This window comes from Pseudonocardia sp. MH-G8 (genome assembly GCF_002262885.1).
Classification (GTDB): Bacteria; Actinomycetota; Actinomycetes; order Mycobacteriales; family Pseudonocardiaceae; genus Pseudonocardia.
Genome location: NZ_NKYF01000039.1, coordinates 20,169 through 35,115, shown reverse-complemented (window position 1 = coordinate 35,115; position 14,947 = coordinate 20,169). Strand labels below are relative to the sequence as shown.

The window sequence follows — 14,947 nt, the reverse complement described above, 5'->3', positions numbered from 1 at the left end:
GAGCAGGAGTAACTGGTCAAGTGGATTTCGACAGTCACGTCAGCGGCACCGTGCTCGCCGCGGTGGCACTGGTGAACGCGGTGACGCCCGGGCTGCGCGGCGGCCGGACCGCCGAGGCGCCGGGCGGGGCGGATCTCGTCGACGCCGTCACCGCCGCGGTGCAGCACGCGACCACCCAGCCCGTCCCCCCGGTTCCCGCCGACGACGCCGAGCGCCTCGCGGGATGGGCCGACCGGCTGCGCACGGTCATCGAGCACGTCGAAGGCGGCCGCGTCGACGACGCGTGCACGCACCTCAACTCCGTGCTCGCCGACTCCCACGCCATGCCCGCGCTCTCCCACCACGACGGTGAACCGTGGCACCTGCACTTCCACCGCCCGGACGCGGCCGAGTCCGACGCCTGGGCGGCGTCGCTCGCCACGGGCCTCGCCGTCGTGCTGGGCAACCCGACCCTCGACCGCCTCGGCGTCTGCCGCGCCGAGGCGTGCGATCGCGTGTACGTCGACGTGAGCCGCAACGGCACCCGCCGCTTCTGCTCCACGGCCTGCCAGAACCGCGTGAAGGCGGCGGCCTACCGGCGCCGGCGCACCGCCTCCTGAGCGGGGATCAGGCCAGGCGCAGGGCCGCCGAGATCTCCCGCAGCGCGGGCACCGGGTCCCCGTCTCCCGGCAGCACCTGGAGGCAGACGTGGTCGGCGCCGGCATCGAGGTGCGCGGTGAGGCGGGCGGCCACCGAGGCGGCGTCGCCGTGGGCGACCAGCGCGTCGATCAGCGCGTCGCTGCCACCGTTGTCCAGGTCGGCCTCGCTCCAGCCGAGCCGCTGCAGGTTGGAGCGGTAGTTGACCAGGTGCAGGTAGGGGTTCTCCACGCCGGGGCGCGCGGTGGTGCGGGCCCGCGCGGCGTCGGTGTCCACCACCACCTTCTGCTCGGGCGCGAGCAGCACTCCCGCGCCCAGGACCTCCCGCGCCTCCCGGGTGTGCTCCGGCGTGGTCAGGTACGGGTGCGCCCCGGCCGTGCGGTCGGCGGACAGCTTCAGGGCCCTCGGGCCCAGCGCGGCGAGCGCGCGGCCGGCGACCGGCACACCACCGGCGTCGAGCCGGTCGAGGTAGTCGACCATGGTGGCGTACGGACTGCGGTACTCCGTCGTGGCCTCGGGGTGGCCGATGCCCACGCCCAGCAGGAAGCGGCCGGGGTGCTTCGCCTCGATGCGGTGGTAGGACGCCGCGACCTCCTCGGCGGGGGTGGACCACATGTTGACGATCCCCGTGGCCACCGCGAGGCGCTCCGTGGCGTCGAGCAGCGACTCGGCGAGCGCGAGGTCCCCGGGAGGCGAGCCGCCGATCCAGACCGCGCCGTACCCCAGCGCCTCCATCTCCACTGCGAGCTGCGGATCCAGCCCCCGGTGCCCGCGCCACACCCCGTACCGACCCAGTTCAACCGTCATGATCTCTCCAACGCGCGCCGCCGGTGACGGCATTCCGTGTCGGGGCCCGGACATAGGGTCGCGGGGTGACTCGCGAACCGGCCGCCCGTGCGGCCCCGATGCGGATGCGCCCGCGGGTGCTCGTGGCCGCCGACCCCGCGCTGCCCCGCCGCGCACCGGAGGGCACCGAGGCGGTGGTCGTCGGGGGCGGCATCGCGGGGGTCGGCGCGGCGGTCGTGCTGGCCGAGCGGGGCGTCGCGGTCACCCTGCTGGAGGCCGCGCCCACGCTGGGCGGCCGGCTCGGCGCGTGGCCGCACACCCTGCCCGACGGCACCGGGCAGGTGGTCGAGCACGGGTTCCACGCCTTCTTCCGGCACTACCACACCTGGCGCGCGCTGCTGCGCCGCGTCGATCCGGATCTGAGCTTCCTGCGCCCCGTCGGCGGCTACCCGGTGATCTCCCGGGAGTGGCCCGCCGAGGACCTCACCGGCCTGCCCGCAGCCCCACCGCTGAACCTGCTCGCCCTGTTCGCCCGCTCTCCCAGCCTCGGGCTGCGCGACCTGCTCGGCTCCCGCCGGTCGCTGGCCGCCGAGCTGCTGGCCTACGACCGCGCGCGCACCACGGCGCTGTTCGACCACGTGCCCGCGGCGCGGTTCCTGGCCGACCTCGGCATGTCCGACCGCGCGCAGGCCATGCTGTTCGAGGCGTTCGCGCGCTCGTTCTTCGCCGAGCCGGGCGCGCTTTCGGCAGGCGAGCTGATCGCGATGTTCCACTACTACTTCCTGGGCAACGGGGCGGGCATCGGGTTCGACGCCCCCGACACCGACCACCTCACCGCGATCTGGGCGCCGTTCGGTGCGTACCTCGAGAAGCACGGTGCGCAGGTGCACCTGGGCACCGCGGCCCGCACCGTCGCCCCCGCCGACGGGCACCGCTGGCGCGTCGAGCTCGACGGCACCTCGCTCACCACCCGCCACCTCGTGCTCGCCACCGACCCCGGCGCCCTCCGTACCCTGCTCGCGGCCTCGCCCGGGGTCGCCGCCGTGGCGCCGCGGCTGGCCACGAAGGCCGCCGCGCTCACCACCGCCCCGCCGTTCGCGGTCACCCGGCTCTGGCTCGACCGCGACGTCGCACCCGGGCGCGCCACCTTCAGCGCGGTCAGCCGCGAGCCCACCCTCGACTCGATCACCGTGTACTCCCGCCTGGAACGACCCTGCGCGGACTGGGCCGCCCGCACCGGCGGCGCGGTCGTCGAGCTGCACTCCTACGCCTGCCACGCGCCGGACGCCGCCACGGCCACCGCCCGCATGCGCACCGAGCTGGCGGCGCTGTGGCCCGAGACGGCCGAGGCCGGCGTGGTGCACCTGCAGGAGCGGATGGAGGCCACGGCGCCCGCGTTCCCACCCGGCGGCGCCGCCACCCGGCTCGCCGTCACCGGGGAGGGCCGCGGCGTGCGGGTGGCCGGCGACCACGTCGACACCCCGTTCCTCACCGGGCTGATGGAGCGCGCCGCGGCGTCCGGCGTGCTGGCCGCGAACGACGTCCTGGCGGAGGTGGGAGCGAGCCCGGAGGAGCTCATGGCCGGCCCGCAACGCGGCCTGCTGGCAGGCCTCCTCCCCCGCCCTCGCCCCCGCGCCGGCTCGGGCCGGTGAGCCGCACGACCGCACACACCCCCGGTGGTCGGCACACACCGCGAGGCGTGTGCGCCGACCACACCCGATGTGCGCCGTGAGGGTGGCGCTCGATCCGGGCGGCCATGGCGCGCCTCCGCGCGTTCGCCGGCTCTTCGAGGACGGCACCCCGTCCTCACCGCCCGAGACCCTGCCGGACCTCCGGGCCGTCGCCGCGCTCGAGCGGGAGCACGCGCCGCGCTGGGTCCTCGCCCGCCCACGCAGCTACCGGCCGCTGCTCGCCGCGGGGGTGGAGCTCGGGAGGGCCCACGACGTCGAGCTCGTCGAGGGTCTGCTGGTGGCCGCGGACGGCCGGTTCGGGGAGCCGCACGGCCTCGCCGCCGCCGTCGCCCGGCTGCAGGGGCGCGTGCCCGAGCCGGATCCACCGGAGGTGGACGACGGGCCGCCCACCCTGTTCGACGCGCGCGCCGCGGGTGACGAGCTGGCCGACGTCGTGGCCGTGCACGGCGCGCAGCAGCGGGCGCTGGCCGGCGCCGGGCCCGGGATGCGGCTGCTCGCGGCGGCGGAATCCGCGGGCGCGCTCGTGGCCGAGGAGATGACGGCCGCCGGGCTGCCGTGGCGGCCCGATGTGCACGACCGGCTGCTGAGCGAGCTGCTCGGGCCGCGGCCGCTGCCCGGCGGCCGGCCCGCGAAACTCGCGGCGCTGGCCGAGCAGGTCGACGCGGCCTTCGGGCGCCCGCTCAACCCCGACTCCCCCGCCGAGGTGCTGCGCGCCTTCGCCCGCGCCGGTCACGAACTGCAGACCACCCGGTCCTGGGAGATCAAGCGCGTCGACCACCCGGCCGTCGCGCCGTTGCTGGCCTACAAGGAGCTGGCCCGGCTGCACAGCGCCCACGGGTGGGCGTGGCTGCGCAGCTGGGTGCACGACGGCCGGTTCCGGCCGGAGTACGTGGTGGGGGGCGTCGTCTCCGGGCGATGGGCCACCCGCGGTGGTGGCGCGCTGCAGATCCCCAAGGCCGTGCGCGGGGCCGTGCGGGCCGACCCGGGCTGGCGGCTGGTGGTGGCCGACGCCGCGCAGCTGGAGCCCCGGGTGCTCGCCGCGCTGTCCCGCGACCACGCTCTCGCCCCGGGCGAGGAGGACCTCTACACCGCGCTCGCCGCCCGCGAGTTCGGTGGCGACCGCGGCAAGGCCAAGCTCGCCCTGCTGTCGGCGATGTACGGGCAGACCTCCGGCGGCGCCGGGGTCCTGCTGGCAACGCTTCGCCGCCGGTACCCGGCCGCCATGGCGTTCGTGGAGGAGGCCGCCCGCGCGGGAGAGGAGGGCCGGCTGGTGCGCTCGCACCTGGGCCGCACCTGCCCACCCGCGCGGGCGGGCCACGAGCAGCCCGCCGCGGCCCGGGCCCGTGGCCGGTTCACCCGCAACTTCGTCGTGCAGGCCACGGCGGCCGAATGGGCCCTCGTGCTGCTCGCGGAGCTGCGCGGGCTGCTGCGCGGCAGCGGTAGCCCGGCCCGGCTGGTGTTCTTCCAACACGACGAGGTGCTGCTGCACACCCCGGCCGAGGCGGCGCAGGAGAGCGCCGCCGCCGTCCGCACCGCAGCAGCAACGGCCGGCAGGCGGCTGTTCGGCGACTCCCCGGTGCGCTTCCCGATGCAGGTCCGCGTGGTCGAGGGCTACGACGAACGCTAGTACTGGCGCACTTCGCAGTTCAGGACGTGCGGCGGAAGCTCATGTCCATCCAGGGCTCCCACGTCGTGCCCCCGTCGGTGCGGCGCTCCCAGATCGCGGCCATCGACCGGCCGTCCCGGCCGACTTCGAGCCGCGCGCGCTCGCTCGGGCCGGTGAAGAGCCACGCGCCTGCGGGGTCCTGGCTCGCCCGCATCAGCGCGGTGCCACCGTGCCCGTCGAACGAGCGCATGAGCACCGCCCCGTCCCCGTCGGGCTCGCCGATCACCTCGTGGACCTCGACCCGCTCCTGCCCCATCCGCACCTCGACCGTGTGCAGCACGAACCGGCGGCCAGGCCCCCACGCGTAGACGTCCGTGCCCGCGATCTCCACGGCGGGCTCGCCCGGGCGTTCCACCGTCCGGCCGGAGGACGACCAGCTGCCGATCAGCGGCTCCCAGTCGCGCATCAGTACTGGTCGTGCAGGCGCCACCACTGGTACGGCGCGCTCTGCGGACGTCCGGCGGGGGTGTCCTCCCAGGTCTCCTGGCGACCCAACGGCGTGCGGTCGAGGAAGGACCACACGCTGCCCAGGGCCTCCACCCCGCGCCCCGTCGTGAGGTAGGTGCGGAAGACCCGGTCGCCGTCACGCAGGAACACGCTCAGGCCGAAGCCCTCGCCCGTGCCGCAGTCGGCGGCGAAGTCGTTGCCGGCGCTGGAGTGGAACGGGACCTGCCAGCCCATGCGCGCACGCAGCGCGGCGAGGTCGCGGTAGGCCGAGCGCGAGACCACCGCGATCGAGGTGTCGCGGGCGTGCAGGTGCGCGAGCTCGCCGATGTGGTCGGCGACCATGCAGCAGCCCTCGCACCACGGCGGCCCGGGCATGAACTGGTAGACGATCAGCTGGCGGCGGCCCTCGAACAGCTCCAGCAAGGTGCGCGGCCCGTCGGCGCCCTCGAACGCGTAGGTGCCGAACTCGACCATCGGCATCCGCCTGCGCCGTGCGGCCAGCGCGTCGCCCGCCCGGGTGTGCTCCTTCTCCGCGGCTCGCAGCTCGGCCGCCGCGACGGCCCACTCCGCGGGGGTGACGACCGGCGGCAGTGCGGACGCCGCAAGTGTGGACGTGCTCATGCGCTCTTCCCTTCGGGATCGGTGACGTGCTCGCAGAGCCGGTCGAAGGCGCTCGACCAGCCCTCGTGGACTCCGCGCCGGGTCTCCTCGGTGGTGAACCCGGCCTGGTGGAAGGTCATGGCGGTCCGGCCCTCCCCGAGGTCGGCCAGCACGACGGTCACCACCGACTCGTCGTCGCCGCCGGGCTCGCGCCAGGTGAGGACGAGGCGCTCGGGCTCGCGCACCTCGAGGTAGAAGCCGCCGGTGGGGAACTCCTGGCCGGTCTCGTCGAGCACCATCGTGGCGCGCCAGGTGCCGCCGGGACGGACATCCGTGGCGATGGACGCGCGCGGGGTGGAGCAGCCGCGCGGGCCGAACCAGCGCGTGAGGTGCTCCGGGTCGGTCCAGGCCCGGAACACCAGTTCCCGGGGCGCCTCCAGCTCACGGACGATCGTGAACTCCCGCGTCGCACCCGGCTGCCCGTTCACGGCCGCTCCCCCTCCTGCAGTGCGCGCAGGTGGTCGTCCAGCCGGTCGAAGCTGCCCTCCCAGAACCGCCGGTAGGCCTGCACCCACTCGGCGACGTCCGCCAGCGGCGCTGCCACCAGGTGGCAGGGCCGCCACTGCGCGCTGCGCCCGCGGCTGATCAGCCCGGCGCGCTCCAGCACCTTCAGGTGCTTGGACACCGCCGGCAGGCTCATCGCGAACGGCGTGGCCAGCTCGGTGACCGTGGCCTCGCCACCGGCCAGCCGCGCGAGGATCGCGCGGCGGGTGGGGTCGGCCAGCGCCCCGAACACGACGCTCAGCTGATCATCCACGCTGTACCAAACCTTTCGGTTAATTAACTACAGGGTTTACTCTAGGACTCCTGTCAAGCCAGAAGCTCAACTTCTACGAGCAGTTCTGGACCGAACGCCTCGATGCCCTCGACGCGTTCGTCACCCGAGCAGAGGAGACCCCATGACGAGCACCGTTCCCCACAGTGTCACCGTCGTCCGCACCATCGCCGCGTGGACCGAGCCGAGCAGATGCGCCGCTGGTTCGCCACCGTCGTCGACACCGACGTGCGCTACCGCATCGAGCTGCACGAGGATGACGGCAGCGTCAACGGCTTCACCGTCGAGCACCTGGAGCTGGAGCCACCCGTCCGGCTCGCCTTCACCCTGACCCACCACTCGCAGACGCCCGAGGACGGCGTCAGCGACGAGAAAGTGGTCGTCACCCTCCGCGCGATCGACCCCGATCGCACCGAGGTCACGTTGGTCAGCGGGCCGCGGTGATCGAACTGATCAGTACCTGAGGGCGGCCGCTGCGACAGTGGCGTAATCCTCGGAGCAATCACGACCGGGTGATCGGCCCGAGCAGTGCGTGGGCGTTGTCGCGGCGACGTCCGGTACTTCTCGCAGCGATCACCATCCGGCATCCGACCTGCGCGGAGGACCAGGACCGGGTCGCGAGGGCCCTGCGGCGCGACTCGCACCGATCACGTAGCGCCCGACCGTACGGCACGCTCGCCGGCTAGCCGGCGAGGACCGCGGAGTCGGTCACCGCCTCGGCGACCACCGCACCGATGCCGGCCATGCCCAGCGCGTTGGGGTGCACCGGCGCAGCGGGCGCCGTGGGGACCAGGCCCTCGATCCACTTGATGCCGGGCACCTGGCAGACGTCGTGCCCGATCGACGGCGTGAACGTGTCGACGAAGTCGACGCCGGCACCGGAGGCCTCGTCGCTCAGCATCGCGTTGAGCGCCTTCTCCACGCCGCGCAGGTAGGCCACGTCGCCCGGGCTGAACGGCACGACCGGGAAGCAGCCGGGGCCCTCGTCGGGCAGGATCGCCGGGTAGCCGACGAGCAGGACCTGCGCGTCCGGTGAGCGTTGGGCCACGGAATCGAGCACGGCGGCGATCTGCGGGGCCGCCTCGTCGATCCGCTGCGCGAGCTCGTCGGTACCGCCGGAGGTGTAGAAGTCCGCGCACGCGCTGCCCGTGGGCTGCAGCGGTGAGCGGCGCGCGCACTCGCTGATGATGTCGCCGAAGCCGATGTCGTTGCCGCCGATCGTCACGGTGACCAGGTCGGTGTCGGCCTCGAGGGCGTCGAGCTGCGGCGGGTTGACCCCGAGCGGAACGTTCTGCGGCCCGGTGAGGTGCTCGCTGGTCGCAGCGCTGCAGCTGACGTCGCGGAAGTCGGCGACACCGAGGTTCTCGGCGACCACCGAGGGGTAGTTGCGCGTGGAGCGCAGGCACCCCGCAGGCACGCCGGTCTGCACGGGGACGAGCGGGCCCGCGGCGTAGGAGTCACCGAGCGACACGTAGCTGCGAGGCGCCTGCTCGGACCCCTGCTCGGACGGTGCAGCGACAGCCGGGGTGGCCGATCCCGCGGTGACGACGGCGGCGAGGAGGACCGGGGCGGCCCAGCGGGCCCGGGAGCGACGGTGCACATCGACTCAACGACGCCCGCCATTGCGCGTTACTCACCGGTACGGCCATCGGACGGGTGAAGATCAGCGCGCGGGGGTGGCCTGCGTCCGGCCGCGTTCCTGCGCGTCCACGGACCGACCGGGCTGCGGGACCGCCGGATCGTGGCCGCCCAGCAGGCCGGGCGCGCGCTCGACGACGCTGCGCAGGTTGCGCCGCACCCACACCGGGTTGGCCCCGTACTGCGGCGACTTCGTCAGCGACTGCGAGACGTGCAGCAGCCACGCGAGCAGGCACAGCAGCCCCGGTTCCAGCAGCGCACCGCCGAGCAGGCGCTGCGAGCGGGCCACGAGGTCGTGGGCGGGCGGCGGGGACGCGCTCACCCACCCGACGACGAGGTCGCCCAGTTCCTCCCCGTCGGCGAGCACGGTGGAGAGCATCAGGAACGTGACGACGTCGAGCACGGGCAGCGCCCGCGGATGGGCGTTGCACCAGTCGACGACGGCGACGGCACGACCGTCGGGGTCGGTGAGGACGTTCCCGGGCGTGTAGTCACCGTGGTACCAGCCCGCGGCGAGGCGGCGCCCGCGCAGCCCGTCGACCAGCTCCCGTTCCAGCTGCCGGGCCGGCTCGTGCAGCGGCCGGGGCAGGCGGGCGAGGATCACGGCCATCGGCTCGTGGACCCAGCGGCGCAGGTCGTCGTCGTCGACGGTGACGACGCTGGACGTGCAGCGGTGCAGCTCGCTGATCGTGCTGATGGCGCTCGAGGTGAAGCGGCGCCTGCGAGCCGGATCGCGCAGCGCGTCGGCGCCGGGTTCGCCGGGCAGGCGCGACTCGACGACGTACGCGCTGCCGTCCACCTCGCCGGTGGCGAGCACGCGCGGGACCAGGACCGACCAGTGGTTGATGCGCGGGTCGGTGTGCAGGCGGGCCAGCACCTCGTTCTGCCAGCGCAGCTCGGCCTGCCCGCGGGCGGTGTCGACGGCCTTGAGCAGCGCCCCCGGGCCCTGCTCGGGGCCCACGCCCACCACCACGGAGGTCGAGCCGCCGGCCAACCGCTCGCGCAGGGCCCAGTCCTGGGCGTCCGCGATGCCGCTGTCGACGAAGGGCGCGCTCCCGATGCGGCGCAGCAGCACCGCGCTGCGGGCCGCGTCGATCCGCGTGGCGAGCAGCGGGGGCAGCCACGGCGCGGTGGCCACGAGGATGCCGGTCGCCATGACGGACTGGGCCACGAGCCAGGCCAGGCCGACGGCGGTGATCCCCAGCCGGGGCAGGAACAGCCACGACAGCGCCACCACGAGCAGGGCGACACCGGCGGGCACTCCCACGATCACGCCCGGGCGCCCGCGGCGCCTCGCGGTGCGCACCGTGCTCGCGGTGATCACGTTCGGGATGGCCGACAGCGCGGCCAGCGCCAGCGCGAAGCCCGCGGCCTCGGCGTAGTACCCACCGAACGCCGCGAGGACGAGCGGCGCGGCCAGCGCGACGAGCACTGCGGCCGGCACCACCACGCGCAACGAGCGCCGGACCGTGGCCCGCTGCGCCTCCTCGAACCCGGCCCGCCCGGTGGCGCACACCGACCGTCCGACGCCCGCCGTGATCCGGTACAGCGCCCAGGCGACGGCCCAGACCACGGCGTACGCGGCGGCCGGCTCGGCGCCGAGGTGGGCCAGCACGATCACGGGGAGGCCGCACACGGCCACCAGCCAGCACACCGTCCCGGCGTGCTCGGCTCGGCCGTGGCGCACCACGGAACCGACCGTGATCGGGACGGCGCGGCCCGCGGAGCTCCTGCCCGCCCGCGGCAGCTCCCGCAGCAGCAGCCACCCGCTGACCGTGACCACACAGACGCCGACGGCCGCAACGCTCGCCGCGGCGATGCCGCCGGGCACCGCGAGGAACGCCGCGACACCGAGGAGCACGACTGCCGCGACGGCGACGAGCACGTCCTGCGCGAGGACGAACCGCGACCGGCCGGTGCCGGCCAGCACGCTGCCCTGCACCAGGTAGAGCGCCCACAGCGGCGTGGCCAGCACGAAGTAGGCCAGCAGGGGACCGTGACCCGCGGCAGCGGCCAGTTCCTCGGCCTCCCACAGCGGCGCCACGAGCGCGAAGCCGGCACCGGCGAGGGCCGCGAGCGCGGCGGCGGCGCCGTACCCCGCGAGGACGAGGCGGCGCGCGGACGTGCCGGCCACCGGCAGGAGGTGCTGGAGGGCGCGCGGCAGGTTGAGGTGAGCGGCACCGGCGAGCAGCACCGTGGCGCTGAGCGCCACGGCGTTCACGCCCACGGTGCCCGGGTCGAACAGTCGGGCGACCGCGATGCAGACGAGCAGTCCCAGCCCGGACGACAGTGCCGATCCGAGTTCCGGGGCGTGCCCGCCGGGGGGAGCGGCGGCGGAGCGCGTCATGGCGCGGGACTGTAGCAAGCAACTGTCACCCACGTGCCGATGAACTTTCGTGGAACGATCCGGAAGATCGTCCCCGAACCGCTCCGCAAGGGGCATTTCCGCCATCCACGATCGGAGTAGCGCAGGGCCGTTCGGGTGACGGTGGAGGGTGGACGCAATGGCGGTGGACGAGGAAGCGCCGGTGCCCGTGCTGGTGGTGGGCGCGGGCCCCACGGGCAGCGTGGCGGCGCTGCTGCTCGCCCGCCTGGGGGTGGCGAGCACGGTCGTCGACCGCGAACCCCGGCCGTACCCGGGCCCGCGAGCGGTGCACCTCGACGACGAGGCGGTTCGCATCCTCGCCCAGGTCGGGCTCGCGGCGGTCTTCGCGGGCCTCAGCAGGCCTGCGACCGGCCTTCGACTGCTGGACGCGCGGCTACGCCCCTTCGCCGAGTTCCGCCGCGACGGGCCGGGTGTGCACGGGTACCCGCAGTCCAACCTTTTCGACCAGCCCGACCTGGATGCGGCGCTCCGCACGGCGCTGCACCGCCACCCCCTGGTGACGCTGCGGACCGACTGCGAGTTGGTCGGGATCGAGGAGGGGCGACCGGTGGGCGCGGTGCTGCACGGGCTGCAGGGCACCGAACGCGTGCGGGCCGCCGTGGTGCTGGGATGCGACGGTGCGCGCAGCACGGTCCGGGCCGCGGTCGGCGCAGGGCTGCGCGACCTGCGGTTCGACGAGCGCTGGTTCGTCGTCGACGTCCGCTGCCGATCCGGCATCCCGACGTGGGGCGGCGTCGACCAGGTCTGCGACCCCCGCCGGGCGGCGACCTTCCTGCCGCTGCCCGGCGACCGCTACCGGTGGGAGTTCCGGATGCACCCCGGCGAGTCGGCCGATGCGCTGGCCCGGCCCGACCAGCTTTCCCGCCTGACCGCCGCGTGGGGCGTGCCGGTCACCGAGCTGGAGGTGGTGCGCGCCGCCGCGTACACGTTCCGAGCGCGCATCGCGGACCGGTGGCGGTCCGGACCGGTCCTCCTGCTCGGCGACGCGGCCCACCTGATGCCCCCGTTCATCGGTCAGGGCCTGGGCGCCGGCCTGCGCGATGCCCACAACCTGGCCTGGAAGCTCGCCGCCACGCTGCGCGGCGCCGGTCCCGGGTTCCTGGACACCTACGAGCGCGAGCGCGCGCCGCACGTCGAGGCGGTGATCCGCGGCGCCGTCCGCGTCGGGCGCGCGTTGACCGGCGGGCCGCACGCCACGGCCGCGCTGCGCCGCCCGCTGGCCGGGCTGCTGCTGCGGGTGCCCGGGGTACGGGGGCGTGCGCAGCGCGGGATCGCCACCCGTTACCCGGCCGGGCCGCTCGTCGACCGGCGCCGCCACCGCGCCGATCTGCCCGGCACCCCCTGCCCGCAGCCCACCGTCCTCGTCGAACGCGGGCCGACCCCGCTGGACGACGTGCTCGGCGACGGCTACGCGCTGGTGACCGACGGTGAGCCCGACGCCGCGCTGGCTGCCCGTGCCCGGGAACTCGGCGCGCGCACCGTGCGGCTGGGCATCGACGTCACCGACGACGGCGTGCTGCGGGAGTGGCTGGCCGCGGGCCGGGCCGCGGCCGCACTCGTGCGCCCCGACCGGATCGTGCAGGCGAGCAGTCCGCGCTGAGCCCCGCCCTCAGCCGGCCCGCAGCAGCGCCGCGTAGAGCGTGAGCCCCGGCCCGAAGGCCATCGCCACGGCGTGGCGCCCGGGGCGGGGCCGCCCGCCGGCGCGCAGCTCGTCGAGGACCAGGAGCACGGTGCTCGACGAGCAGTTGCCGCGCTCGGCGAGCACCCGAAGCGACGCGTCCAGCGCACCGTCGGGCAGCGGCAACTGCTCGGCCACGGTGCTCAGGATCCGCGGGCCGCCGGGGTGCACCGCCCATCCGTCCACGTCGTCGAGGGTCAGCCCGTGCCGCCCGAGCAGGCCCGTGATCATGCCGCGTACGTGGCGGGCGAGCACCGCGGGCACCTCCGGTGAAAGCCCCATCCGAAAGCCGAGGTCGGTGACGTCCCACGTCATGTGGTCGGCGGTGCCGGGGTCGGTCAGCGCGGCCACGTCGACGACCTCCAGTCCCCCCACCGGCGGCGGGCCCGGAACCACCACGACGGCGGCGGCCGCATCGCCGAACAGCGCGTGGGAGACGACCTGGCCGCGGTCCGGCGCCGGTGGCTGCATGTGCAGCGACGTCAGCTCGAGGCACAGCACCACGGAGGGGCGGCCCCGCGCCGTGACGTGGTCGGAGACGGCGCCCAGCCCGGGGATCGCGGCGTAGCAGCCCATGTGCCCGATCACGAGCCGTTGCACGTCGGCGGCCATGCCGAGGTCGGCGGCCACGTGGATGTCGAGGCCGGGCGTGGCGTAGCCCGTGCACGAGACGACGGCGAACAGCCCGACCTCGTCGGGGCGCAGCCGGGCGGCGTCCAGCGCGGCGGACACCGCTTCCTTCCCCAGCGGGAGCGCCTCCGCGGTGTAGCGGCGCATCCGCTGCGCGGTCGACCACCCGCCCACGTCCTCGAGCAGCGGGTTCACCGCGGCGTGGCGGCGCCGCACGCCCGCGCCGCGGAAGATCCGCTCGGCAGCCCGGTCACCGCGGAAGTGCGCGGCGAAGAAGCCGTCCCACAGCCGTCCCTGCTCGATGGGCCCGCCGGGCACCGCGGTGCCGATCGCCGCCACGTACGCCGAGGGGTGCTGCACGCTTCCGGCTCCCCCACCCGCGCCGGCGCTAACCACGGCGTCCGACCGCCTGGAAGAGCACCGCTGTGGTGGGGACCGGCACCATCGCCACCGTCTCGCCGCGGTGGGCGAGCCAGCGCACGAGCCCGGGCGCCGACGGGCGGATGCCGCGCAGCCGCAGCGCCACACCGTGGCGGGCGCACTCGCGCACCAGCTCGGCCCGGTCGACGAACAGGGCGGGGTCGTGGATGCCCGGCGGCGCGCCGCCGGGCACCCGCTCGGCGAGCGTGACCGCGACGAACCGGCCCAGCGCCGTCGCCGCGATCGTGTCGATCACCAGCAGGCCACCGGGTCGCAGCAGCCGGCAGGCCTGCGCCACGACGGCGGGCAGGTCCGGAACGTGTTCCAGGATCTCCCCCGCCGCCACGACGTCCGCGCAACCGTCGGCGAGCGGCACCGCGGTGACGTCGGCGCGCACCGGGACGACGCCGTGCCGGGCGGCCTGGGCGAGCGCCGAGGCCGTGAGGTCCACGCCGATGTGCCGGTAGCCGCGCACGTGCGGGGCGAGCAGGCCGGCGCCGCAGCCGAGGTCCACCAGCACCGCGCCCTCCCGGACGGGCGGCGGGATCACGGCCCCGCGGGCGGCGGCGAGCCAGTGCAGCATCGCGAACGGCCCGCGCGGGCACCACCACTGCCCGGCCATGTCGTCGTACTGGGCCGGGTCGTTGCGGGCGCGGGCCACCACTGCAGGCTGCCAGACTGGGCGCGTGCTGCGCGCCGTCGCGACCCCGCTCGCGCTGCTGCGCGCCTGCCACCCGGAGCCCACGGTCGCGGTCACCGCGATGATCACGGCCCTCGCGGTGACCGCGGGCCGGGACGCGCGCGGCGTGCTGTTCGTCGCGGCCGCCGTGCTCGCCGGGCAGCTGTCGATCGGCTGGCTCAACGACGCGCTCGACGCCGGGCGCGACACGGCGGTCGGGCGCAGCGACAAACCCGTGGCGGCAGGGGCGGTCACGGTGCGGACCGTCGGCGTCGCCGCCGCCGTCGCCGCGGTGGTGTGCGTGCCCCTGTCCTTCGCCTCCGGCGCGCTCGCGGGGGTCGTGCACCTGGTGGCCGTGGGCGCCGGGTGGGCCTACGACCTCGGGGTGAAGGCCACGCGCTGGTCCGTGCTGCCCTACCTCGTGTGCTTCGGGCTGCTGCCGGTGTTCGTGCTGCTCGGCATTCCCGGCGCACCCGTGCCGTGGTGGCTGCCGACGGCGGGGGCGCTGCTCGGCGCGGGCGCCCACTTCGCGAACGTGCTGCCCGACCTGGACGACGACGCCGCCACCGGGGTGCGCGGACTGCCGCACCGGTTCGGTGCCGCCGGCAGCCGGGCCGCGGCCGGGCTGCTGCTGCTCGCCGCCACGGTGGTGCTCGGCGTGGCCGCCCCGCTGCCAACCGTGCTCGCGTGGTCGGTGCCCCTGGTCGCGGCACTGGTGCTCGCGGCCGGGTTCCGTGCCGGACGCCGGCCCGGATCGCGGGCACCGTTCCGCGCCGTGCTGGTGACCGCGGCCCTCGCCGTCCTGCTGCTGCTCGTCGCCTCCTCCTGACAGCGCCGGCAGACCCCGACTCACCT

At 75.5% G+C, this 14,947-nt stretch carries 15 protein-coding genes; 6 read left to right on the top strand and 9 right to left on the bottom strand.

What is annotated here, in order from left to right:
• The first annotated feature begins 20 nt into the window (after window positions 1-20).
• A complete protein-coding gene (locus tag CFP66_RS43340) occupies window positions 21-599 on the top strand; it encodes a CGNR zinc finger domain-containing protein (protein WP_094931209.1) in 579 nt (192 codons plus the stop codon).
• 7 nt (window positions 600-606) lie between these two features.
• Here CFP66_RS43340 and CFP66_RS43335 read toward each other — a convergent pair whose 3' ends face one another.
• A complete protein-coding gene (locus CFP66_RS43335) occupies window positions 607-1,443 on the bottom strand; it encodes an LLM class F420-dependent oxidoreductase (protein ID WP_094931208.1) in 837 nt (278 codons plus the stop codon).
• A 65-nt stretch (window positions 1,444-1,508) separates the two neighbouring features.
• On the opposite strand from CFP66_RS43335, the gene CFP66_RS43330 reads away from it, so the two are divergent.
• Entirely contained in the window at window positions 1,509-3,074 is a 1,566-nt protein-coding gene (locus CFP66_RS43330; protein WP_143517599.1) for an FAD-dependent oxidoreductase, read from the top strand.
• Between the two features lie 76 nt (window positions 3,075-3,150).
• Window positions 3,151-4,740 (top strand): bifunctional 3'-5' exonuclease/DNA polymerase, encoded by a 1,590-nt coding sequence (locus tag CFP66_RS43325; RefSeq protein WP_233160211.1) that lies wholly within the window; start codon window positions 3,151-3,153, stop codon window positions 4,738-4,740.
• A 19-nt stretch (window positions 4,741-4,759) separates the two neighbouring features.
• On the opposite strand, the gene CFP66_RS43320 is transcribed toward CFP66_RS43325, so the two are convergent.
• From CFP66_RS43320 to CFP66_RS43305, 4 genes are read right to left on the bottom strand one after another with little or no spacing between them, the layout of a single operon-like run.
• Window positions 4,760-5,185 carry a hypothetical protein gene (locus CFP66_RS43320; protein WP_094931205.1) on the bottom strand — a complete coding sequence of 142 codons (426 nt, stop codon included), beginning with the start codon at window positions 5,183-5,185 and terminating at the stop codon, window positions 4,760-4,762.
• Complete coding sequence (locus tag CFP66_RS43315; protein WP_094931204.1) at window positions 5,185-5,847, bottom strand: DUF899 domain-containing protein; 663 nt, start codon at window positions 5,845-5,847, stop codon at window positions 5,185-5,187. Before CFP66_RS43315 ends, CFP66_RS43320 begins: the two co-directional genes overlap by 1 nt.
• Entirely contained in the window at window positions 5,844-6,314 is a 471-nt protein-coding gene (locus CFP66_RS43310) for an SRPBCC domain-containing protein (protein ID WP_094931203.1), read from the bottom strand. Before CFP66_RS43310 ends, CFP66_RS43315 begins: the two co-directional genes overlap by 4 nt.
• Window positions 6,311-6,643, bottom strand: coding sequence for a helix-turn-helix transcriptional regulator (locus tag CFP66_RS43305; protein WP_094931202.1), 333 nt, complete (start codon window positions 6,641-6,643; stop codon window positions 6,311-6,313). The genes CFP66_RS43310 and CFP66_RS43305 overlap by 4 nt, the downstream gene beginning before the upstream one ends.
• A gap of 192 nt (window positions 6,644-6,835) precedes the next feature.
• Here CFP66_RS43305 and CFP66_RS43300 point away from each other — a divergent pair, with 192 nt between their 5' ends.
• Window positions 6,836-7,105, top strand: a complete 270-nt coding sequence (locus CFP66_RS43300; protein WP_158228443.1) for an SRPBCC domain-containing protein — start codon at window positions 6,836-6,838, stop codon at window positions 7,103-7,105.
• A gap of 238 nt (window positions 7,106-7,343) precedes the next feature.
• On the opposite strand, the gene CFP66_RS43295 is transcribed toward CFP66_RS43300, so the two are convergent.
• Together CFP66_RS43295 and CFP66_RS43290 are read right to left on the bottom strand one after the other, a co-directional pair.
• Window positions 7,344-8,261 (bottom strand): SGNH/GDSL hydrolase family protein, encoded by a 918-nt coding sequence (locus CFP66_RS43295; RefSeq protein ID WP_094931200.1) that lies wholly within the window; start codon window positions 8,259-8,261, stop codon window positions 7,344-7,346.
• A 63-nt stretch (window positions 8,262-8,324) separates the two neighbouring features.
• Window positions 8,325-10,646 carry a phosphotransferase family protein gene (locus CFP66_RS43290; protein WP_143517598.1) on the bottom strand — a complete coding sequence of 774 codons (2,322 nt, stop codon included), beginning with the start codon at window positions 10,644-10,646 and terminating at the stop codon, window positions 8,325-8,327.
• Window positions 10,647-10,803: 157 nt separating this feature from the next.
• On the opposite strand from CFP66_RS43290, the gene CFP66_RS43285 reads away from it, so the two are divergent.
• A complete protein-coding gene (locus CFP66_RS43285; protein WP_094931198.1) occupies window positions 10,804-12,285 on the top strand; it encodes a bifunctional 3-(3-hydroxy-phenyl)propionate/3-hydroxycinnamic acid hydroxylase in 1,482 nt (493 codons plus the stop codon).
• Between the two features lie 9 nt (window positions 12,286-12,294).
• On the opposite strand, the gene CFP66_RS43280 is transcribed toward CFP66_RS43285, so the two are convergent.
• Both CFP66_RS43280 and CFP66_RS43275 read right to left on the bottom strand, forming a co-directional pair.
• Window positions 12,295-13,353: a type III polyketide synthase gene (locus tag CFP66_RS43280; RefSeq protein WP_233160210.1), complete on the bottom strand. Its 1,059-nt coding sequence runs from the start codon at window positions 13,351-13,353 to the stop codon at window positions 12,295-12,297.
• Between the two features lie 28 nt (window positions 13,354-13,381).
• The gene (locus CFP66_RS43275) at window positions 13,382-14,074 is read right to left on the bottom strand and encodes a methyltransferase domain-containing protein (RefSeq protein WP_233160209.1); all 693 of its coding nucleotides are present in this window, start codon (window positions 14,072-14,074) and stop codon (window positions 13,382-13,384) included.
• Window positions 14,075-14,099: 25 nt separating this feature from the next.
• On the opposite strand from CFP66_RS43275, the gene CFP66_RS43270 reads away from it, so the two are divergent.
• Window positions 14,100-14,921, top strand: a complete 822-nt coding sequence (locus CFP66_RS43270; protein ID WP_369805280.1) for a UbiA family prenyltransferase — start codon at window positions 14,100-14,102, stop codon at window positions 14,919-14,921.
• The last annotated feature ends 26 nt before the right edge of the window (window positions 14,922-14,947 follow it).

Coding starts and splice junctions, on each gene's coding strand:
- CFP66_RS43290 (WP_143517598.1), bottom strand. CDS start 10,646: ATGACGCGCTCCGCCGCCGCTCCCCCCGGCGGGCACGCCCCGGAACTC.
- CFP66_RS43335 (WP_094931208.1), bottom strand. CDS start 1,443: ATGACGGTTGAACTGGGTCGGTACGGGGTGTGGCGCGGGCACCGGGGG.
- CFP66_RS43320 (WP_094931205.1), bottom strand. CDS start 5,185: ATGCGCGACTGGGAGCCGCTGATCGGCAGCTGGTCGTCCTCCGGCCGG.
- CFP66_RS43285 (WP_094931198.1), top strand. CDS start 10,804: ATGGCGGTGGACGAGGAAGCGCCGGTGCCCGTGCTGGTGGTGGGCGCG.
- CFP66_RS43315 (WP_094931204.1), bottom strand. CDS start 5,847: ATGAGCACGTCCACACTTGCGGCGTCCGCACTGCCGCCGGTCGTCACC.